At 66.8% G+C, this 18,300-nt stretch carries 26 protein-coding genes and 1 pseudogene; 9 read left to right on the top strand and 18 right to left on the bottom strand.

Annotated features, from left to right (window positions below; genetic code table 11):
* Positions 1-11 precede the first annotated feature (11 nt).
* The 6 genes and pseudogenes from P4L93_10100 to P4L93_10075 all read right to left on the bottom strand — a co-directional run bounded on the left by P4L93_10100 (position 12) and on the right by P4L93_10075 (position 3,112).
* A complete protein-coding gene (locus tag P4L93_10100) occupies positions 12-404 on the bottom strand; it encodes a hypothetical protein (protein ID MDR3687294.1) in 393 nt (130 codons plus the stop codon).
* Entirely contained in the window at positions 404-1,102 is a 699-nt protein-coding gene (gene purQ, locus P4L93_10095; GenBank protein MDR3687293.1) for a phosphoribosylformylglycinamidine synthase subunit PurQ, read from the bottom strand. Before purQ ends, P4L93_10100 begins: the two co-directional genes overlap by 1 nt.
* A 3-nt stretch (positions 1,103-1,105) precedes the next feature.
* Positions 1,106-1,339: a phosphoribosylformylglycinamidine synthase subunit PurS gene (purS, locus tag P4L93_10090; protein ID MDR3687292.1), complete on the bottom strand. Its 234-nt coding sequence runs from the start codon at positions 1,337-1,339 to the stop codon at positions 1,106-1,108.
* 34 nt (positions 1,340-1,373) lie between these two features.
* Positions 1,374-1,868, bottom strand: coding sequence for a hypothetical protein (locus P4L93_10085; GenBank protein ID MDR3687291.1), 495 nt, complete (start codon positions 1,866-1,868; stop codon positions 1,374-1,376).
* A gap of 2 nt (positions 1,869-1,870) precedes the next feature.
* A pseudogene (locus P4L93_10080) lies at positions 1,871-2,762 on the bottom strand (phosphoribosylaminoimidazolesuccinocarboxamide synthase).
* Between the two features lie 131 nt (positions 2,763-2,893).
* Positions 2,894-3,112: a hypothetical protein gene (locus P4L93_10075; protein MDR3687290.1), complete on the bottom strand. Its 219-nt coding sequence runs from the start codon at positions 3,110-3,112 to the stop codon at positions 2,894-2,896.
* Between the two features lie 112 nt (positions 3,113-3,224).
* On the opposite strand from P4L93_10075, the gene P4L93_10070 reads away from it, so the two are divergent.
* On the top strand, positions 3,225-3,629 hold the full coding sequence (locus tag P4L93_10070) for a DUF3221 domain-containing protein (protein ID MDR3687289.1): 405 nt from the start codon (positions 3,225-3,227) through the stop codon (positions 3,627-3,629).
* Between the two features lie 32 nt (positions 3,630-3,661).
* On the opposite strand, the gene P4L93_10065 is transcribed toward P4L93_10070, so the two are convergent.
* The 3 genes from P4L93_10065 to mscL all read right to left on the bottom strand — a co-directional run bounded on the left by P4L93_10065 (position 3,662) and on the right by mscL (position 6,379).
* A complete protein-coding gene (locus P4L93_10065) occupies positions 3,662-5,161 on the bottom strand; it encodes a HAMP domain-containing sensor histidine kinase (protein MDR3687288.1) in 1,500 nt (499 codons plus the stop codon).
* Positions 5,154-5,867, bottom strand: coding sequence for a response regulator transcription factor (locus P4L93_10060; GenBank protein ID MDR3687287.1), 714 nt, complete (start codon positions 5,865-5,867; stop codon positions 5,154-5,156). The genes P4L93_10065 and P4L93_10060 overlap by 8 nt, the downstream gene beginning before the upstream one ends.
* Before the next feature lie 119 nt (positions 5,868-5,986).
* Entirely contained in the window at positions 5,987-6,379 is a 393-nt protein-coding gene (mscL, locus tag P4L93_10055; protein MDR3687286.1) for a large conductance mechanosensitive channel protein MscL, read from the bottom strand.
* A 217-nt stretch (positions 6,380-6,596) separates the two neighbouring features.
* On the opposite strand from mscL, the gene hgcA reads away from it, so the two are divergent.
* The gene (gene hgcA / locus P4L93_10050) at positions 6,597-7,628 is read left to right on the top strand and encodes a mercury methylation corrinoid protein HgcA (GenBank protein ID MDR3687285.1); all 1,032 of its coding nucleotides are present in this window, start codon (positions 6,597-6,599) and stop codon (positions 7,626-7,628) included.
* Between the two features lie 9 nt (positions 7,629-7,637).
* On the top strand, positions 7,638-8,042 hold the full coding sequence (gene hgcB, locus P4L93_10045; GenBank protein ID MDR3687284.1) for a mercury methylation ferredoxin HgcB: 405 nt from the start codon (positions 7,638-7,640) through the stop codon (positions 8,040-8,042).
* Here the strand turns inward: hgcB and P4L93_10040 are convergent.
* Positions 8,039-8,497, bottom strand: a complete 459-nt coding sequence (locus P4L93_10040; protein MDR3687283.1) for a hypothetical protein — start codon at positions 8,495-8,497, stop codon at positions 8,039-8,041. The two genes, hgcB and P4L93_10040, sit on opposite strands and share 4 nt — an antisense overlap.
* 127 nt (positions 8,498-8,624) lie before the next feature.
* On the opposite strand from P4L93_10040, the gene P4L93_10035 reads away from it, so the two are divergent.
* Complete coding sequence (locus P4L93_10035) at positions 8,625-9,191, top strand: hypothetical protein (GenBank protein ID MDR3687282.1); 567 nt, start codon at positions 8,625-8,627, stop codon at positions 9,189-9,191.
* 50 nt (positions 9,192-9,241) lie between these two features.
* Here the strand turns inward: P4L93_10035 and rpiA are convergent, their stop codons facing one another.
* The 5 genes from rpiA to P4L93_10010 all read right to left on the bottom strand — a co-directional run bounded on the left by rpiA (position 9,242) and on the right by P4L93_10010 (position 12,451).
* Entirely contained in the window at positions 9,242-9,949 is a 708-nt protein-coding gene (rpiA, locus tag P4L93_10030; GenBank protein MDR3687281.1) for a ribose-5-phosphate isomerase RpiA, read from the bottom strand.
* Positions 9,950-10,105: 156 nt separating this feature from the next.
* Positions 10,106-10,600 (bottom strand): 2-thiouracil desulfurase family protein, encoded by a 495-nt coding sequence (locus tag P4L93_10025; protein MDR3687280.1) that lies wholly within the window; start codon positions 10,598-10,600, stop codon positions 10,106-10,108.
* Positions 10,601-10,673: 73 nt separating this feature from the next.
* The gene (locus P4L93_10020; protein ID MDR3687279.1) at positions 10,674-11,225 is read right to left on the bottom strand and encodes a flavodoxin domain-containing protein; all 552 of its coding nucleotides are present in this window, start codon (positions 11,223-11,225) and stop codon (positions 10,674-10,676) included.
* Positions 11,226-11,318: 93 nt separating this feature from the next.
* Positions 11,319-11,810: a ClbS/DfsB family four-helix bundle protein gene (locus P4L93_10015; GenBank protein MDR3687278.1), complete on the bottom strand. Its 492-nt coding sequence runs from the start codon at positions 11,808-11,810 to the stop codon at positions 11,319-11,321.
* A gap of 47 nt (positions 11,811-11,857) precedes the next feature.
* Positions 11,858-12,451 (bottom strand): DUF4352 domain-containing protein, encoded by a 594-nt coding sequence (locus tag P4L93_10010; GenBank protein MDR3687277.1) that lies wholly within the window; start codon positions 12,449-12,451, stop codon positions 11,858-11,860.
* A gap of 137 nt (positions 12,452-12,588) precedes the next feature.
* On the opposite strand from P4L93_10010, the gene P4L93_10005 reads away from it, so the two are divergent.
* Positions 12,589-13,134 carry a carbonic anhydrase gene (locus tag P4L93_10005; protein MDR3687276.1) on the top strand — a complete coding sequence of 182 codons (546 nt, stop codon included), beginning with the start codon at positions 12,589-12,591 and terminating at the stop codon, positions 13,132-13,134.
* The gene (locus tag P4L93_10000) at positions 13,131-14,072 is read left to right on the top strand and encodes a cysteine synthase family protein (GenBank protein MDR3687275.1); all 942 of its coding nucleotides are present in this window, start codon (positions 13,131-13,133) and stop codon (positions 14,070-14,072) included. Before P4L93_10005 ends, P4L93_10000 begins: the two co-directional genes overlap by 4 nt.
* A 48-nt stretch (positions 14,073-14,120) precedes the next feature.
* Here P4L93_10000 and P4L93_09995 read toward each other — a convergent pair whose 3' ends face one another.
* The 3 genes from P4L93_09995 to P4L93_09985 form a co-directional block, all read right to left on the bottom strand.
* Positions 14,121-14,507, bottom strand: a complete 387-nt coding sequence (locus P4L93_09995) for an HsmA family protein (protein MDR3687274.1) — start codon at positions 14,505-14,507, stop codon at positions 14,121-14,123.
* Positions 14,504-15,112: a PadR family transcriptional regulator gene (locus P4L93_09990; GenBank protein ID MDR3687273.1), complete on the bottom strand. Its 609-nt coding sequence runs from the start codon at positions 15,110-15,112 to the stop codon at positions 14,504-14,506. The genes P4L93_09995 and P4L93_09990 overlap by 4 nt, the downstream gene beginning before the upstream one ends.
* A 214-nt stretch (positions 15,113-15,326) precedes the next feature.
* On the bottom strand, positions 15,327-15,956 hold the full coding sequence (locus P4L93_09985) for a hypothetical protein (GenBank protein ID MDR3687272.1): 630 nt from the start codon (positions 15,954-15,956) through the stop codon (positions 15,327-15,329).
* A 37-nt stretch (positions 15,957-15,993) separates the two neighbouring features.
* On the opposite strand from P4L93_09985, the gene P4L93_09980 reads away from it, so the two are divergent.
* The 3 genes from P4L93_09980 to P4L93_09970 all read left to right on the top strand — a co-directional run bounded on the left by P4L93_09980 (position 15,994) and on the right by P4L93_09970 (position 18,242).
* The gene (locus P4L93_09980) at positions 15,994-17,193 is read left to right on the top strand and encodes a winged helix DNA-binding domain-containing protein (protein MDR3687271.1); all 1,200 of its coding nucleotides are present in this window, start codon (positions 15,994-15,996) and stop codon (positions 17,191-17,193) included.
* Positions 17,190-17,768: a YdeI/OmpD-associated family protein gene (locus P4L93_09975; protein MDR3687270.1), complete on the top strand. Its 579-nt coding sequence runs from the start codon at positions 17,190-17,192 to the stop codon at positions 17,766-17,768. The genes P4L93_09980 and P4L93_09975 overlap by 4 nt, the downstream gene beginning before the upstream one ends.
* 69 nt (positions 17,769-17,837) lie before the next feature.
* Complete coding sequence (locus P4L93_09970; protein MDR3687269.1) at positions 17,838-18,242, top strand: ACT domain-containing protein; 405 nt, start codon at positions 17,838-17,840, stop codon at positions 18,240-18,242.
* The last annotated feature ends 58 nt before the right edge of the window (positions 18,243-18,300 follow it).

Below are 18,300 nucleotides of genomic sequence, written 5' to 3'. Positions count from 1 at the left end.
TGAAGAAACTGTTAAGAAGCATCGTCGGACGGCTCGTCATCTGCCGCGACCTCGGAGGCTTCGTCCAACTGCGCTGGCTTCGGGAAGACCACTCGCAGCAGGTAGGCCACCGCGATGGCGAGCCAGAACGGCGTTAGTAGCGCCGAAACCGCCGAGAACGCAACGGGCACAAACGGCAGCAGGACGCTAAAGACGAAGACCAGGAAGCCGCCACCGAACACGGGGTAGATCCACGCAGGCTCGGGAAGCTCGGCCAGATGCTCGCGCCTGACCGCACGCAAAGAGTCCACGAGCACGAACAGCGCAAGCCCGACTGCGAGTACGTACATCCCGAGGATGTACCAACCGACCGGCCCGCCGGTGAACCACTCGAGGCCATGAAGTTGCGGGGTACCTCCCGGCACTAGCCAGCCACCTCGGCGAGCCTGCGAACGATCGTCGTAAAGAACGGCTGCCCGTCGGTTCCGCCGTTGATTGGGTCGACCATCCGCTCCGGGTGCGGCATAAGGCCGAAGACGTTGCCGCGCTCGTTGCAGATGCCAGCGATGTCGTCGAGCGAGCCGTTCGGGGCGCTGCCGCCGGGAGCGGTCGATCCATCAGCCTCGACGTAGCGAAGGACGACCTGACCGTTCGCCTTGAGACGATCGAGGGTCTGCGCGTCGCAGTAGTAGTTGCCCTCGTTGTGGTTGATCGGGAACTGGAGAACGGTGCCGGCGGCCTCGTCGAGCCACTCGCAGACGTTGTCCTCCACGCGCAGGTTGACCTGCTTGCAGATGAACTTCAGGCCGCGGTTGCGCAGCATGGCGCCGGGCAGCAGGTGGGCCTCAGTGAGAATCTGGAAGCCGTTGCAGATGCCGAGCACCGGTCCGCCCGCCTCGGCGAATCGGATGACCTCGGCCATGACAGGGCTGAAGCGCGCCACTGCGCCGGTGCGAATGTAGTCGCCGTAGGAGAAGCCGCCAGGCAGCACGATCGCGTCGAAGCCCGAGATGTCGGTGTCCCCGTGCCAGATGTACTCGCTGTCAAAGCCGAGGTACTGGGTGGCTCGGATAACGTCCTGCTCGCAGTTGGAGCCTGGGAAGATGACGACGCCGAAGCGCATGAGCTACTCCTCCACCGTCTCGATGCGGAAGTCCTCGATGACCGGGTTGGCCAACAGCTTGCCGCACATATCCGTGACGCTCGCGAGGTCTGCGTCGGCATCCAGCCGGATGAACTTGCCGATCTTGACGGAGTTGACGCCCTCGTAGCCCAGGTTGGACAGCGCGCGCTCGGCGGTGGCGCCCGGCGGGTCGAAGATGCCCTGCTTGTAGGTTACGTAGATCTCGTAACGTGCCATGGCGTAGAGGTCCTCTCGGCTTGAGGTGGGCTGGCTACTCGTCGTCTCCGGAGTCACCGGCGTCGGGGGTCTTGGGCTTGTCGGCGGGATTGGCGGCAGCGGACTTGGCAGGCGTGCTCGAGATGTACTTGCCCGTCCGCATCAAACGCAGTTTGCGGTAGTCGATGAAGAACGCCCCAATGATCGCTGCGTACGACGCGGCGATGGTGACGATGCCGGCAGTACGCGCCCATGGGTACGTCTTCAGGTACGTCTGCAAGTAGAACGACACGGCGACCAAGAGCAAGCCGCCGCCCAGACACACCCACCACATGCGGCGCCAGAACTTGTACTCGGGAGTGTCAGGCTCGTAGAACTTGCCACCCGGTGCCTTGTCGGCCGAGACCTTGGTCTTGCTCTTGTTCTTCTTGACCGGGGTGGAGCTGCCCTCTTTGCGAGACGGCTTGGCCGCAGCCGCCGACTTGCGCGTCTGGCCCTTGGGACCCGTGTACTTCTGATACCGCTCGTTGCTTGCACTGCGACGCGACACTACTAGACGCCCTTTCCTTCGGGCTCAAACGTGCGGCCCGTGATGAGTTCGTATGCCTGGATATAGCGTGCCGAGGTGGCCGCAACCACGTCGACGGGGAGTGCGGGAGGCGGCGGAGTCTTATCCCAACCGCTCGCTTCGAGCCAGTCGCGGACCGGCTGCTTGTCGAAGCTCGGCTGGCTGGCGCCGGCCACGTACGTGTCCGCGGGCCAGAAGCGGCTCGAATCGGGTGTGAGCACCTCGTCGACCAGCGTGATCTCGCCATTGACGCGGCCGAACTCGAACTTCGTGTCCGCGATGATGATGCCGCGAGACAGCGCATGGTCGCGCGCCGCCGAGTAGACCGCGAGCGACTTGTCGCGCAGCGTGGTGGCCGCCTCGGCGCCGATCAGCTCCGAGGCGCGCTCGAAGCTGATGTTCTCGTCGTGCAGGCCGATCTCGGCCTTGGTCGACGGCGTGAAGATGGGCTCGGGCAGCTTGCTGCTCTCAACCAGGCCGGCGGGCAGCGGGATGCCGCACACGGTGCCCTGGCGCTGATACTCCTTGAGGCCGGACCCTGCGAGGTAGCCGCGAACGATGCACCTCGACCGGGAACACAGTCGCCTTCTTGACCAGCATGAAGCGGCCGGCAAGGTAGTCGCGCATACCTGCGAACTCCGCCGGTAGGTCGGCGACATCGGCGGACAGCAGGTGGTTGGGGACGACGTCGGCCAACAACTCGAACCAGAACAGCGAAAGCTTGGTGAGTACCTCGCCCTTGAAGGGGATTGGCTCGGGAAGCACGACGTCGAACGCCGAGAGGCGGTCGGAGGCCACCAGCAAGAGCTTGTCGCCGAGGTCGTAGAGGTCGCGAACCTTGCCCTGCGAAGTGGGCTTCGGCAAAAGCGGCTGCACTGTGGATGCTCCTCCGGGGAATCGCGGTGGCACTGCCAGCCCGGAGTGTAATGAGAGTGCGGCGGGGGCTTCGGCGCGGGTACGGGGTCATTGTAGGCGAAGGGCGCGCGAGGGGCGAGGGCGCCTCGGCCCTAGAGCACGCTCCAGCCGTACACGAACAGCATGGCGAGGAGCCCGTGAACCACCGCGATGCCCAAGATCGTGAAGGCGACCCACTTGTGGTAGACGAAGGTCTTGCGCCCGAACTTGATCTTGCGCATGCCCACGAGTATCTGGAACACGAGCAGTACCAATAGCAGGAGACCGAGCACAAGCAGCCAGGTCGGTGAGACCGGGATTCCGAAGATCATGCGCGTCCCTCTCGTTGCCGTTCGCCCTGTCAACGATACCCGAATCGCATGAAGAACCTGTGGCGCCGCGCGCTATGCTGTGTGCAGAACGCCAATCTCGGGAGGAGGCCCCGTGACCCGCGCTCCCAGATGCCGCAATCCGCTGCTCGGGCCGCTCGCAGCGGCAGTCCTCGCCAGCGTGCTGCTCCTCTCGGCGTGCTTCTCGGCACCGCAACCGCCAAGCGAGCCGGCGGGAATCACGGGCTCGGTCGCGAGCGTTGTCTCGGGTGACGGTCGCCCCGCATCGATGCTGGTGGAGAGCACCGGCACCCCGATCGCCGGCGCAATCTCGGACAAAGCGCAGGTCAACATCCCGCCAGCGACCATGTTCTTCGACTCCAGCGGCAAGGTCGCGACGCTTGACTCGATCGCGCACATCGCCAAAGGCACGCGCGTGCGGGTCTGGTTCGAGGGCGCCGTGGCCGAGTCGTACCCGGTGCAAGGCTCTGCGAAGGCCGTGCAGATCCTGAGCAAGTAGGCAGCTTGGCGCATCAGCGCAACGGCCGACGGCTAGGCGAGGGGCAGCCGGATCGAGAACACGGTGCCGTCGACGTCCTCGCGGTGCGCGACACTGATCGTGCCGCCGTGGCGCTCGACGATCTCCTTGGTGACGGCGAGCCCAATACCCGAGCCGCCAGTCGCAGCCGCCCGTGCAGTGTCGGCGCGCCAGAAGCGTGAGAAGACGCGCTTCATGTCCTCATCGGCGATACCTACGCCGGTGTCGGCGACCTCGATGAGAGCGTCATCCCCCTCGCGGCGCAGTGCCACGTGCACGCTGCCGTCGGCTGGCGTGTAGCGGGCGGCGTTCGAGAGCAGATTGCCCACCGCCTGCTGCAAACGGTCGCGGTCGCCCTTGATGAAGATGTGTTCGTCGATGTCGCTGGTCAGCGTGAGCGCGCACGTCTCGATCAGTGGCGCGAGCGAGTCGACCGCCATGTGCACCGGGCCCGACACATCGATGCGGCGCATGTCGAACGCGGTCGCGCCGCGCTCGAGGCGCGTGAGCTCGAGGATGCCGTTGGTCAGGCGCGACAGGCGTCGCGTCTCCTCGCGCACGATGCCAAGACGCTCTTCGTCGGCCGGGAGCACGCCGTCTTGCATCGCTTCGACGGTTGCCTGGATGGCCTGCAGCGGCGTGCGCAGCTCGTGTGCAACATCGGCGGTCAGGCGCCGCTCCATCTCGCGATCGGCCTCGATCGAGTCGGCCATCGCGTCGAACGTCTGGCCGAGGTAACCGATCTCGTCGCTCGTATGAAGTCCGGTACGGGCATCGGTTTCGCCATTCTGGAGTGCTTGGGCCGTGTCGGTGATGCGGACGATGGGGCGCACAAGCCTGCCCGCGTACCAGATTCCAGCCACGCCAGCGAAGGCGACGGCCACGAGCGCCGCGATTGCGAGACCTTCGAACGAGCCCCTTCGGAACTGCAAGTCGCGTTCGCTGAGCAGCGCGTTGGTTCCGTAGGCCCATACGCGAACCGTCCCCACCTGCTTGGCATTGACGACGATTGGCGCCGTCACGACGTCACCGGTCGGCTGGAGCACGACCACCGGCTTGGGCACCGAGGGAGCCAGCGGAGTGGTTTGGTTGAGCATCGCGGCCTGCATGTGAGCTCGCATGCTGGCCTCGTCGTAGACGATCTGGCTCTTGGTATCGAGGATCTGCACGCCCACGCTGCTGGTCATGCCGATGATGGGGATCTGCTCCAGAGTCCCGTACGAGAAGCCGTACTGGCTGTAGCTCTGCTCGACGATCGTGGCGATTCCCTGAGCCGCATCCTTGAGATTGTCGTGGATGTAGGCGTTGAACTGGTACGTCCATGCCGCCGAGAGCAGTGCGCCCGCCAGCAGCGCGGTGAACGCCGCCACCAGCGCGAACGCGAGCGCCAGCCGGCGCCGGAACGCCTGCGGGCGCTTACTGCCGTTGCCGTTCTTGGCCGAGGGCTGCTCGGCGGATACGGGCTGCTCTTGCTGATCGTCTTCTAGGACGTCGGGTGTGGTGCTCTTAGGCATCCGCGTCCGTCTTGGGGGCCTCGAAGCGGTAGCCCACTCCGTGCACCGTGTAGATGAAGGTAGGCTCGCGCGGATCGTCCTCGAGCTTCGCGCGCAGGTTCTTGACGTGAGAGTCGATCGTGCGCTCGTAGCCCTCGAAGTCGTAGCCGAGAACCTTCTCGACCAGCTCCATGCGCGAGTACACGCGGCCGGGATAGCGAGCGAGCGTGGTGAGCAGCTTGAACTCGCTCGCAGTCAGCTCGAGTTCGCTGCCGTGAAGGAACGCCTTGTGCCCCGTCACGTCGATCTCCAGGTCGCCGAACACGAGGCGGTCGCGCTGCGGCTCGGAGTCCACGTGCGCCCGGCGCAACAGCGCCCGGACGCGCGCGACGAGTTCGCGCGGCGAGAACGGCTTGACGAGGTAGTCGTCGGCGCCCAGCTCCAGGCCGGCAATGCGGTCCTCTTCCTCACCCTTGGCGGTGAGCATGATGATCGGGACGTCGGAGACGTTGCGGATCTCTCGGCAGACCTGCTCGCCGGAGACCTTCGGGAGCATAAGGTCGAGCACGACGACGTCGAACTTGTGCTTCGTGAACTCGTCGAGGGCGATCTGGCCGTCCTCGGCGGGCGTGACCCAGTAACCCTCGCGCTCGAGGTACGCAGCGACGGCGCTTCTAATCGACTTCTCGTCCTCGACCAGCAGAATCCGGCGGGTTTCGACCACCATGACGTGACTCCTCAGCTCGTTGTACGCATCTCCCCAGAGCGAACACTACGCCGCCCCCCGGAGGAGGGCGGCATCTTCACCGAATCTACGTTTGTCTGAGCACGGCCGCAAGTGGTCGATTACTTCTCGGCGGCCACCTCGGAGGTGCAGCTCGGACAGCGGGTGGCGGCCTTCGGTATCGAGGTCAAGCAGTACGGGCAGTCACGGTCGGTGGCCTCCTCGGCCTTGCGAAAGCGGTTGACCGCCTTAACCACCAGGAACAGCACGAACGCGACGATCAGGAAGTTGAGCACGGCGCTCAGAAACGCCCCATAGGTCAGCTTGATCGGCCCCATCGACAGCGCAAGGCCATCGAGGGCGTTCTTGCCACCCATGAGCGCGCCGACAATCGGGTTGATCAGGTTGTCGACAAACGACTTGATGATGGCCGTAAACGCGGCGCCGATCACGATGCCGATGGCCAAGTCGACAACGTCGCCCTTGAACGCAAACTCCTTGAACTCCTTGAGCATGTGGCCCCTCCTTGTGGTCTTGACGCACAGCCCCTGCGCGTAGGTAATTGTCACCCACTGGCAGGCATTTGACCATGAACGCCCAGACGGGCAGAACAGCGATTGGCCGCGCCGTACGCAGGGATTGACAGGTTCGATGACTATCGAAATACTGTGAGCGTGCGTAGTTCGATGAATATCGAAGTATCCGCTCGCCGCCGGCGCCCGGAGGGACCCCATGGAAGAAGTACCTCAACTCTCATCGCAGCTCACCTGGCGCGACACGCTCAAGCGTTGGTCGCTTCGCTGGGGTGTGGGTCGCGAGAACTCGGCCGTCGCCCCGGGGCTGTACCGCGTCGGAATACCCACATCGTCGTCGTCGGTGATCGTGACCTGCAACTACCGGATGACGGTCGATCTCGTGCGACGCGACCTCGATGGCGTCGACGCCTGGCTGCTCGTGCTCGAGACGTACGGCATCAACGTGTGGTGCGCGGCAGGCAAGAAGACGTTCGGCACCGACGAGCTGGTGCGACGCATCTTCGCCACGCATCTGGCGGACTACGTCGACCACGAGACGCTCATCCTGCCGCAACTCGGCGCCGTGGGCGTGGCTGCGCACAAGGTGCGACAGCTCACGGGCTACCGCGTCGTCTGGGGACCGGTTCGCTCGGCGGATCTAAAGGCGTTTCTTGATGCTGGGAACAAGACCACACCTGACATGCGCGCAGTGACGTTCACGTTGCGCGAGCGCATGGCGCTTGCGCCGATGGAGATCATGCCGTCGCTGCACTATGCGCTGTACGCAATTCCAGCTCTGCTGGTGCTCGCGGTGCTGGGAGCGTCGATCGCGATGCGCGCGTTCGCCCCGCTCGCAGCGCTCATGGGGCTGTTCCCGTCGCTGATGGTATTCGTGCTCGCGGTGTTCGCTGGCGCGGTGATGGTCCCGGCGTTGCTCCCGTGGCTGCCGGGTCGCGCGTTCACGGTGAAAGGCGCCGTCGCCGGCGCGGTTCTGGCACTGCTCGCGTTAGTGACACTGCCCGGCATGCTCGGCGGACAGAACGTGCTGGGATGGGCCGCCGTTCTCCTCGCGGTCTCCTCGGCGGCGAGCTACCTGGGCGTGAACTTCACCGGCTCGACTCCCTACACTTCGCCCAGCGGAGTGGAGGCCGAGTTGCGCCGCGCGATACCCTTGGAGGTGGCGGGCATCGTCGTCGCGTTGGTTTGCTGGACTGCCGCTTGGACAACAATGATCGCACGAATCCGATAGGAGCCGGTCATGCAGGGCATTCGCTACATCGAAGACGTCGTCACCCTCAAGCTCGATGCCGAGAAGTGCACCGGCTGTCAGGCCTGCACTATCGTCTGTCCACACGGCGTCTTCGCGATGGCCGACAAGCGCGCCGCGATCGTCGACCTGGGCGCTTGTATGGAATGCGGCGCGTGTGCGCTTAACTGCGCCTCGGGCGCTATCACGCTCAAGCCGGGAGTCGGGTGCGCCTCGGCGATCATCCACGGCTGGCTGACCGGCACGGAGCCGACGTGCGGCTGCTCGGGCGCGCCCGCGGGCGACGCTGCAGGGGCCGGCGCAGCGAGCTGTTGCGGTGGAGACGAAGCGACGCCCACCAGCGGATGCTGCGGCGGCGGGGCCGAGAACTCGGCGCGAGGCAGCAGCTGCTGCTAGCGGAACTCGAGCAGCGCCAGGTCCACCAACGCCACGACGATCGCGATGATAATGGCGAGCGGGTTGAGGCGGCCGGTCAGCACCATGCCGGCAAGACCGCCCAGCACGATTGCCGCGATGGCGACGATGCCCACGGCCCACTCCCGGTGACCGCCGCTCGCTCGGCGAGTTGCCTCGGCAGTGGCGATGCCCCAGATGAATCCCGAGAAGATGCCGAGAATCGGCACGAACGCCAGCACGACGCCGCCGAAGATGCCCACGAGCCCGCCCACGATCGTGGCTCGCAGCAGTTGCGCCGGCTTGACGACCTGGTACTGGCTGCGAGCGGGCTTGGCGCACACCGGGCACTTGTACCCGACGGGGGTGGGCACCATGTCCTTGGGGCAGATGTAGCGGCCACACTCGGTGCAGCGAACGCCGGTCTCGACGCCGGGGTGAAACGAGCATTCGGGCATCGGCGCGAACTCCTGACTTGTAGACGACGGGGCAACAGTGTGATGACTCGGCGACTAGCCTAGCGCACCCGGGCGTACGATTGACGGGCCGGCGTTCGGCAACTCGCCTCCGGGAGGAGCACCCGCCATGCCGCTCTGGTTTCGAATCATCCGCATCTGGCTGCCGATCGCGGTCGCGGTGACCGCCGTGTCGGGTCTGACCTACCTCGCCGTGCAGCAGAGCTACCGCAACGGCCTCGACGACCCGCAGCAGCAACTCGCCACCGACGGCGCCGCTCTCCTCGATGCCGGAGCCACACCCGAGAGCGTAGCAACGTCCCCCACCATCGACGCCGCGATGAGCCTCGCGCCATTCGTGGTGGTGGTCGGTCCGCAAGACAACGTGCTGGCCTCGGGCGCGACGATCGGGAGTTCGGTGGCCGAGCCGCCCGCAGGGGTGCTGGCCGCCGCACGCGCGCAGGGAACCGATCGCGTGACGTGGCAGCCTCAGACCGGCGTACGCATCGCTTCCGTGAGCGCTGCCGCAAAGGATGGGCGCGTCGTGATCGCCGGGCGCAACATGCGCGCTGTTGAAGCGCGCATCGACGACCTGGGCAGAATCACGGCCCTTGCTTGGGGCGCGGCGTTGATCGGCGTCTTGATCGCGACGTTCCTCACGGAGTACCTGGGCCTGCGGCTAGAGCGCAGCGCGTAAGCCCGCGACCTGTGAGCGCTTTCGTGCGGCGGCTCCCTCGACGCGGCGAGCTATGACTCGGCGTCCTCGTGGTGCGGGATGATGCGGCCCACACCGCCGCCTGCACGGCCCACCAAGATTACGTCCGCGGTTCGCCGAGCAAACACTCCGCATTCGATGACGCCGGGAATCGCGTCGAGCGCGGTCTCCGTGGCGAGCGGATCGACCAGCGAGATGCCGCTTGCGTCGAGCACCGGGTTTCCGGCGTCTGTGACCACGTCGGGTCTCGCGCGAGCCGACCCACCCATCGCACAGATCGCCTCGGCGACCGAATCGGCCATGGCGGCTTGCACCTCAAGCGGAATCGTCTCGTCGCTCAGCGCCCTCACGACCTTGGTCGCATCGACGATGCACGCCCAGTATTCGGAGGCGGTTGCGACGGCTTTCTCCCGGGTGTGCGCGGCGCCGCCACCCTTGACCGCCCGCCCGGACATGTCGACCACGTCGGCACCATCGATATAGAGCGTGGGATGACCGTCGTCGAGCTCAAGGATTGTCACGCCGATCTCGGCGAGCCGCCGCGCGGTCTCGCTGGATGCGACGACGGCACCGCCGATATGCAGGCCTGATTCGCGGAGAACGTCGATGAAGCACCAGACGGTGGTGCCGGATCCGACTCCGATCACGGTGCCCGGCTCGACGAAGTCAAGGGCAGCTCGGGCGGCGTTGCGCTTCATTTCGCGCAGGCCGAGGGGTCCGTCGTGATTCGTGGGGGTCACTACGACAACACCCGGGAAAGCTGACAGGCGTCACGAGCGATCAGGACGCGGCAGGCGCTGCTCGCCCTGCCGGTGGCGAGGAAGACGTGCATGAACGTGCTCCTTTGCGAGCTTGGGCGTCGATCTTCACTGGATTGTGCCCAGCGACCGTCGTGCCTAGTCGGGATCGCGCACGTCGGTGAAGGTCAGCTTCATCCCGCGGACTGCCAGCAGTTCGCCGAGCACGGCCATCATCACTCCCCGATCCGCGACCCGCTCGCACGTCGGAGTGCCCTCAATCCCGCCGCCTTCGTAGCCCTCGTGCGTCTCGGTGACGCCACAGCTCGGGCTGCCCTTGATGCCGACGACGCCCTCAATGGCATAGCCGGCCGCAGCGAACTCTTCGAGCGTGTCGATTGTCGGCCGCAGAATCGCAGCGCAGTGGCGACGGTAGGCGACGTTGTCGTACTGGTTGCGCGTCATGCCCCAGCGACTCATGCCGAGAAAGCTCGACTCCGGACACGGCAGCTGCACGATTCCCACGCCGTCTCGCAGGTACGGCTCGAGCACTTCGACGTTGGCGCCTGCGTATGTCGCTCCCCCGCCGTACTTGGCGTTGCCGTTCAGGATGCAGTGGGCGAGAACGACGACTCGACGGCTGCGCTTGGTCACGGCTGGCTCCTTGGGTTCGCTGTCCTGCGCTGAGGATACGACAGCCTCGCAGTAGTCCCTCGCGACCGGCGCGCTAGCTCGGCATCGACGTGCCGCGAGCGCCCCATCCGCCTGCGAGCAACTGCGGGGCGATCTCCTCGACCCACGCGTCAATCGCGTCCCAGTCGCGCCAGTCGCCCGCCGATAGCCTCGATCCTGGCTCGGCGTGCTCGATGAGCGCCCTCCACGGCAGCGCGAGCCGCGTCGGATCGATCTTGCCGGCGAACAGCGCCACCGACAGAGGAGCGACCGCCGAGACGACCGGCGAGACGAAGTGCGATGCCTCCGAGATCGCGCGTGGAGTGCGGTCCCTAGGGGTTGCCCCCACGCTGAAGACTGCGTTGGGCCGAGAAGCGACCTCATGGGCGTGGTTGCGGATGAAGTCGCGCATCGGCTTGACCGGACGCCCCATGCGAATCGCCGTGCCCAAAAGAATCGCATCGTACTCGTCGAGGGTCGTGATATCGGCGACGTCGCAGACGCGAACATCAGCACCTTGGGCCGCCAGGACTTGCCCGGCCGCCTCGGCTATCTCGGCGGTCGAGCCGCACAGGCTCGCGTACGCTACCAAAACCTTGCGATTCATTACTGCGCCCCCTCGGGCATAAGTACCCGCGGGGCGCAGGGCGTAACCCGTCACAGGGTGGCCCCGACCCAGACGACGCCGAGAATCCGCAGCTCAGGCGCGCGCGGCTGCCTCAAGCTGAGCGAAATGCGCCGAGTAGTGCTCGAAACCGTCGACGCCGATGACCTCGGACAGACTGCGCCCCTGAAGCCACGCCGGATCGATCGCGGCGGTAACCCCGCGCGTCTCGGAAAGCTCGGCGTTGCCGAGAATCGCCACCTCTTCGAGTAGCTCCAGGAAGTCGCGGGCCGAGCGGGACAGGACAACCTCGGCGGGCTGCTCGGCGGACTCGGCCCAGATGCGGTCGTTGAACGCCTCCCAGCCAACGCGGTCGCGGTCGAACGCCGTCTTCTCGCCCAGCCGGGCCGCGCGGAGCCGATCGACAATCAGCCGCTCGTAGGCGTTCACGTGCGCGACAATCTGCTTGGGAGAGTGCAGGCTTCCCGGGACCGGCTCGTCGAGCGAGTCCCCAGGAATCGCGTGAACGCGCGCGTCGAACTCGGCGCGTTGCGCCTTGAGTCGCTCGAGCACCTCGTCGCGTGTCATCGCGATCCCCCCTGAGACGTGCTTGGTCTGCAAAGACTAGCGCGTGTCTACGGTACGTACCAGCTCATCGGGCTTGTGGCACCCTGCTTTGGAGTGATCGTGAACGTGTAGACCGCAGGGCTCGTCGGGATCTCGTAAACGAACGAGGTGAAACCGCCCATGCCCACGTCGATCGGTTTGACCGACAACGCGTTGTACATGTCCAGCTTCGCCGGGTACGGATCGACAACCTTGTTCCTCGAGTCCCACAGCGCGAACTGGTTGGGCAGCACGTTGAGTGCCGCGCCAGTACCCGAGTTGCGAACCGCGACGTCGAGCACCATGAACCGCTTACCCGACGCTGGCTTCGAGCCGTCTTGAAGCTCCTTGGGGGAGTTGGCGTCCTCGACCATCACAGTCCACGGTCCGGACTTCTGCGCCGTTCCGGGATAGGCAGGGTGACCCGTCGCTGCCTTGGCCTGGCTGGCCGTTGGGCCACCACCGGCGCCGACGCTCGAACCGCCCGTGACGGTCGTTTGCGAGCTGGGCGGAAAGAGCGAGACCCCCCAGGTGCCATCGGGCTTCGGCTGCACGACGACGCATCCGGCCGCAAGAGCCAGGCAGCAGATCAGCACCACAACCACGATGAAGCGTCGCAGCATCTTGCACCGTTTCTCTCGGCGGGTGTTCGGCGAGGCCGGCGCCCGCACCGTCGAGGATGGCGTGATTGTACTCCGCTGCTTATGCGCGTGGGTTGCGCACTGCGTGGCTTGCGCCCGCGTTCTGCGATAATCGACGCATGAGCTATCCATCCGACATCGCCGTGCGCATGCTGCGCGAAGGCAACGCGCGCTTCGCCGAGGGCCGCCAGAAGCCTCACTACACGCAGGGCCAACGCCTAGGTCTCGCCCACGAGCAGCGGCCGTGGGCCGTGATCGTGGGCTGCAGCGACTCGCGCGTGCCGGTAGAGGTCGTGTTCGACGTCGGACCCGGCGAGCTGTTCGTGATCCGCGTCGCCGGACACGTCATGTCCGAGGCGGGCTACGCATCGGTGCGCTACGCCGTCGACGTCTTAGGAACGCGACTCGTGGTGGTTCTCGGCCATGAGGACTGCGGGGCCGTGAGCGCCGCGCGCGAGGGTGACGCGCCCAAGTGGCTCGCGCCCATAACCGACCACATCCACGTCAGCCCCGACTCCTCGCTTCGCGAGGCGGTCGACCAGCACGTGCTCGAGTCGGTCTCGGAGCTGCGCGAGTGGTTCGTCGAGAACGGCTCCGGCGACGCGGTGCCGGTCGTCGCAGGCGCAGCCTACCAGCTCGCGAGTGGCGAGGTGCACTGGCTGTGAGCGAGCCGCAACGCGCCCGCTTCGCAAGCCTCGCCGACATGATCGGCGACGCCGATGACCCCACGCCCCTCGCGCGCCTGCAGCGCATCGCGCCGGACGGCGTGGAGCTGGCGCTGAAGCTGGAGTGGGTCAACCCGTTCGGCTCGGTCAAGGACCGCGCGGCGAAGTGGATGCTCGCCGGGATGGAGCGGCGCGGCGAACTCGACGGCAAGACCGTGCTCGAACCCACAAGCGGCAACACCGGAATCGCGCTCGCGGCGCTGTGCGCACTAACTGGCCGACCGATGACCGCTGTGGTCCCACGCTCCATGCCCGCCGAGAAGTCAGTGCTGCTGCGAGCCTTCGGCGCGACCGTCGTTCCGACGCCGGCCGACGCACCCGCCGGGCGTCACCCGATGGATGTCGCCATGGATCTGGCGCTTGAGATGCTCGCGGCCGATTCGCGTTACGTGATGCCCAACCAGTATGACAACCCGGACAACCTGCGCGCTCACTACGAGTCGACCGGCCCGGAGATCTGGGCACAGTCGGCTGGAACGGTGCGCTACTTCTTCGCCGGCATCGGAACGGGCGGCACGATCAGTGGCGTCGGACGCTTCTTAAAGGAGCGCGACCCGAGCATCCGCGTCATCGGCATCGAGCCAGTCGCCGGTCACCACATCAGCGGCCTGAAGAACCTCACCGAGACCGCTGTGCCCGCCATCCTGGACCGCAGCGTCATCGACGAGATCGTCTACGTCGACGACGCCCAGGCCCTTGGCTGCGCCCGCGCGCTTCACGCCGATGAGGCGCTGCTCGGCGGCTCGTCGACAGCCGCGTGCGTGGCAGGTGCGCTGCGGTGGCTGCGCGAGAACGGCGCGTCCGGCGTGGCTGTAGCAATCGCGCCGGACAGCAGCCAGAAGGCGACGAGCTACCTGCAGGAGATGCTCGGCGACTAACGGTCGACCGCGGCTGGCCCCCGGCCCCGCCCCGACTGCGGCGCGAAGCTACTTCCCGACAATCTGCGACATCGCCAGGACCATGCCGCTGACCAGCGAGATCATCCACAGCCCCCACACGTGCACGCTGAAGGTGTGGAACTTCCTGAGCACGCCCTCTTGCTTGAACGTGATGGCGATCGTCGCCCACAGCGCATGGCCGAGCATCAGCACGATCGCGCTGACGCCGAGGATGCCGTGGATGTTGAGCCTGAAGCCGCCGGCGATGTCGCTCATCAGCGTTGTTCCGGTCGTGTCGAACACTAGCCCAAGCCAGAAGAGCGCCAGATGCCATGGCTTAAGAACTCCCGAGCTCCGCTCGGAGAACACAGCGATCGTGTAGATGACGGCAGCTGTGAGTATCGCGGCAACGGCGCCGATCAGAGTCGGGCTCATCTCGTCACACCTTCGTGGTCGCCAGCTGCCGGGCGATCGTTCACCCATCCATCGCGAGCGACGTCGTCGAGCACCTCGCCGAGCCAGTCGAGCTCGGCCTGGGTGACGCGCTCGAGCTTGTCGAAGATGCGGGCGGGCAGACCGGCAGCCCCGGCGGCCTGTGCTGCGGCACGCGCTTCGGCGGTCTCGGCGATCAGACGCCGCAGGTAGTCGGCCCGCCGCTGTAGAACCGCCGTCTTCTCGGCGGGTGAGAGAGCCTCGGTGTACGCCAGCATCCCGAAAACGACATCAAACTCGGAGTATGCCATCGACTCGACCAGCGACTCGGCGGTCATGAGGCGGGCGAACTCGGCGCGACCAGCCGGCGTGATCGAGAACACCTTGCGGGCCGGTCGCGCTCCCTCGCGCTGGACCTCGACGGCTACGAAACCATCGCGCTCGAGCTTGTTCAGAACGTAGTAGACGTGCTTCTCCGAGAGCTCGACCCACAGGTCGGAGCGAGACGCCGCCAGCGTGCGCATGATCTCGTGGCCGTGGGTTGGCCGGGACGACAGCCGCCCGAGGACGAAGAGCTCCTTGGCGGATGCGTTGGTGATGGTGGGCATGAACGACCTCTTTCGCCGAGGCGACCGCTCGATTGCGGCGCCTCTTGGTACGGTTCGTACTAACTGCTTCCAGCAGAATAGTACGATTCGTACCAATGCGCAACCCGCGGTGGACATGGCCGCTGACGGCAGCGGCACCCGGAGTGACGAAAGCCCGACGGGTGTTGAGCCTGTCGGGCTTTCCGCGTTCGCGTCAAGTCGGGGCTGCGGCGGGCTACTCCGGCGCATCCTCGTCGGTCGCAGCGGGCGCGGCCGCATCGGGCTCCGACGGCGGCATCGGCGTCGCGGTCGTCGTCGGCGGCTCGGGTGCGGGGCGAGCGCCGGGGTCGGGGCTTCTCGGCGGGGAGACGCTCTCCCCCACCTTCTGCGCGGCACGGCCGAAGACGTCGGCCAGCCCGGCGAACGCGCTGGCGACGTGCGGTGCAGCGGCAGCTCCGAACTCGGTCGCGGTCTCGCCGATCGCCGTCCCCATCTGGTCGGCACCCTGAGCGAACTGGCGGCCGAAGTCGCTGCCCGAGACGCTCGCGAACGCCTCGTTGGCCTGGCGCGCCACGTCGTTGATGCCTGCGCGGACGTCGTCGACGTGCTTGCGGTTCTCGGGGGTGTCGGCAGCAGCCTTGGCCCAGACAGCGATGGCGTCGCTCAGCTCGCTCAGCTTGCGCACGACCTGCTCCCACGCCTCCGCGGCCGTGGGGGCTGACGACGCTGACGACGCTGCGGACGCTTCAGCTGCGGCCTCGGCGGGTGGCTCGGCTTCGGGCATGCCGGCCCCTACCCCAGGCTCGGTGGGCTCGGGCTCGGGCTGCGGCTCAGGCTTGATCTCGGCGGCGGTGTCGTCGCTCATACGAAGACCTCCTCGATGGTTGTCGTCTAGGTCGATTATGCCCGAGCCACGCCCCCGCGGCAGTGCCGAGAAGTGCCGCGCAGGGATTGGGCGTGTCATCCTATTGCACATGAACACCGACGACATCCTACGTATGCGCCTGCGCGCGCAGCTGGTCGAGAGCAGCTCGGCGACTTCGCCCTGCGACGTGGTCTCGCACCTGCTCGCGATGCAGGCGCAGGACTACGCTGGCGCCGTCTGGGCGCTGGGGCTGCGCCTGCCGGGATCGGCGCTCGCCGACGTCGAAGCCGCTCTCACGGACGGCTCGATCGTGCGCTCGTGGCCGATGCGTGGCACGCTGCATTTCCTCGCCGCCGAGGACGTGCACTGGCTGTTGCCGCTGCTCACTCCGCGCATCCTTGCGCGCGCGGCCAAGCGCGAGCGCGACCTCGAGCTCGACGAGCCCACGTTCGAGCGTGCCCGGGGGCTGTTCCGCGCGGCGTTGACGGGTAACCGGCGGCTCACGCGCCCCGACGCAATGGCGCTGCTCGAAGCCGGCGGCATCGCGACCACCGGCCAGCGCGGCTACCACATCCTGTGGCGCCTCGCCCAGGAGGGTCTACTCGTCGTCGGCCCGATGGAGGCCAAGCAGCAGACGTTTCGCCTCCTCGCCGAGTGGGTCCCCGCAGAGAACAGCCTCCTGTCGCCCGAGGCGCCCCGAGGGCAGGCGCTGGCGCTGCTGGCGGCGCGCTACTTCGCGGGGCACGGGCCGGCCACCGTCGCCGACCTCGCGCGCTGGTGCGACATCCCCAAGCGTGAGGCCGAAGCGGCGCTTGCGTCGGTCGAGGACGGCCTGGTGAGCGCCGAGCACGACGGCGAGCGCTACTGGTTCGCGCCCGAGATCGCCAAGGCGAGCGGGGCGCGTGCGAAGCGCGGTTCGCGTGCGTGCGGTCGCACACCCAGCGTCCACCTGATTCCCGGCTTCGACGAGTACATGCTCGGCTACGTGGGACGCAGCCACCAGCTTGGAGAGCACCTGGAGCAGTACGGCTCGCGAGTCGCCTCCAACGGGATGCTCGCGGCCACGGTCGTGATCGACGGCCAGGCTGTTGGCGTGTGGAGACGTACGCTCAAGCCGCAAACCGTGAGCTTCGAGGTGAGCGCGTTTCGCGAGCTGTATGCCACCGAGCTTGCCGGCGTCGCGGCCGAGCAGCAGCGCTACGCACGCTTCGTCGGTCGGGAGGTCGCGCCCTCATGAGCGCCAAGCGCGACCCGCTACCGCTGCTGGAAGTCGCCGACCGCGCCGCGCTGCACTCGTGGCTCGAAGCGAACCACGCCGTCTCGGCGGGCGTGCGACTGGCCATCGGCAAGAAAGGTGGCTCGGCGACCTCGCTCACCTACGACGATGCGGTCGAGGAGGCGCTGGCGTTTGGGTGGATCGACAGCACCGCGGGCCGGCTCGACGACGACCGCTACACGGTGATGTTCGTGCCGCGCAAGCCCACCAGCACGTGGGCGCGCACCAACAAGGCTCGCGTCGAGCGCCTGATCGCCGAGGGGCGCATGACGCCCGCCGGGCTTGCAGCCGTCGAGATCGCCAAGGCCAACGGCTCGTGGACCTCAATCGACCGCGTCGAGGAAGGCGTGATGCCCGAGGAGCTAGCCGCCGCTCTCGCTGCCAACCCCGATGCCCAGTGCTACTGGGACGAGTTGCCGCCGGGCCAGCGCAAGCTCACGTTTCGCTGGATCTCCGATGCCAAGCGCGCCGAGACCCGCACCCGGCGCATCGCCGAGGTCGTCCGCGCGGCGGCCGAGCATCGGCGGATGTGGTAGCCGCTCGGTTCGCACGGGGTCCCGGGCGGTATGAACCTCTCACGCAACCGTGATTCCGGGAGGTTCCACATGGCCGAGGTCGAGATTCGCAACGAAGTCATGTTCAAGGCGCCCACGCGCGTGGGCCTGCTCGCCGACGTCACCGAGGCGCTGAGCAAAGCTGGCGTGAACATCCTGGCTATCGGCGCCTACGACAAGGGCGACAAGGGCGAGTTCCTCATGATCACCAGCAACAACAAACTCGCGTACGAGGCGCTGGCTCACCTCGGCGGCGAGATGGACATGCAGTCCGTGGTGGTCGCCGAGGTCCCCAATCAGCCCGGCGAGCTTGCCGCCATCTCCCGCAGGCTGGCCGAACATAACATCAACGTCGGTCAGGTCTTCGCGACCTCGGCCGATGGCGCCGACAAGGTCATGCTCGTACTGACGGCGGCGTGCGAGGTCGACGTCGTAGGGCTGCTCGCAGGCCTCTAGGCAATCCGCTACCCCTCAGGGCCAAGCCACCGACGGTGCCGACGCCGGTGGCACGCTT

This window comes from Coriobacteriia bacterium, from assembly GCA_031292615.1.
Lineage (GTDB): Bacteria > Actinomycetota > Coriobacteriia > Anaerosomatales > JAAXUF01 > JARLGT01.
This window is presented reverse-complemented; position numbering and strand designations above follow the sequence as displayed.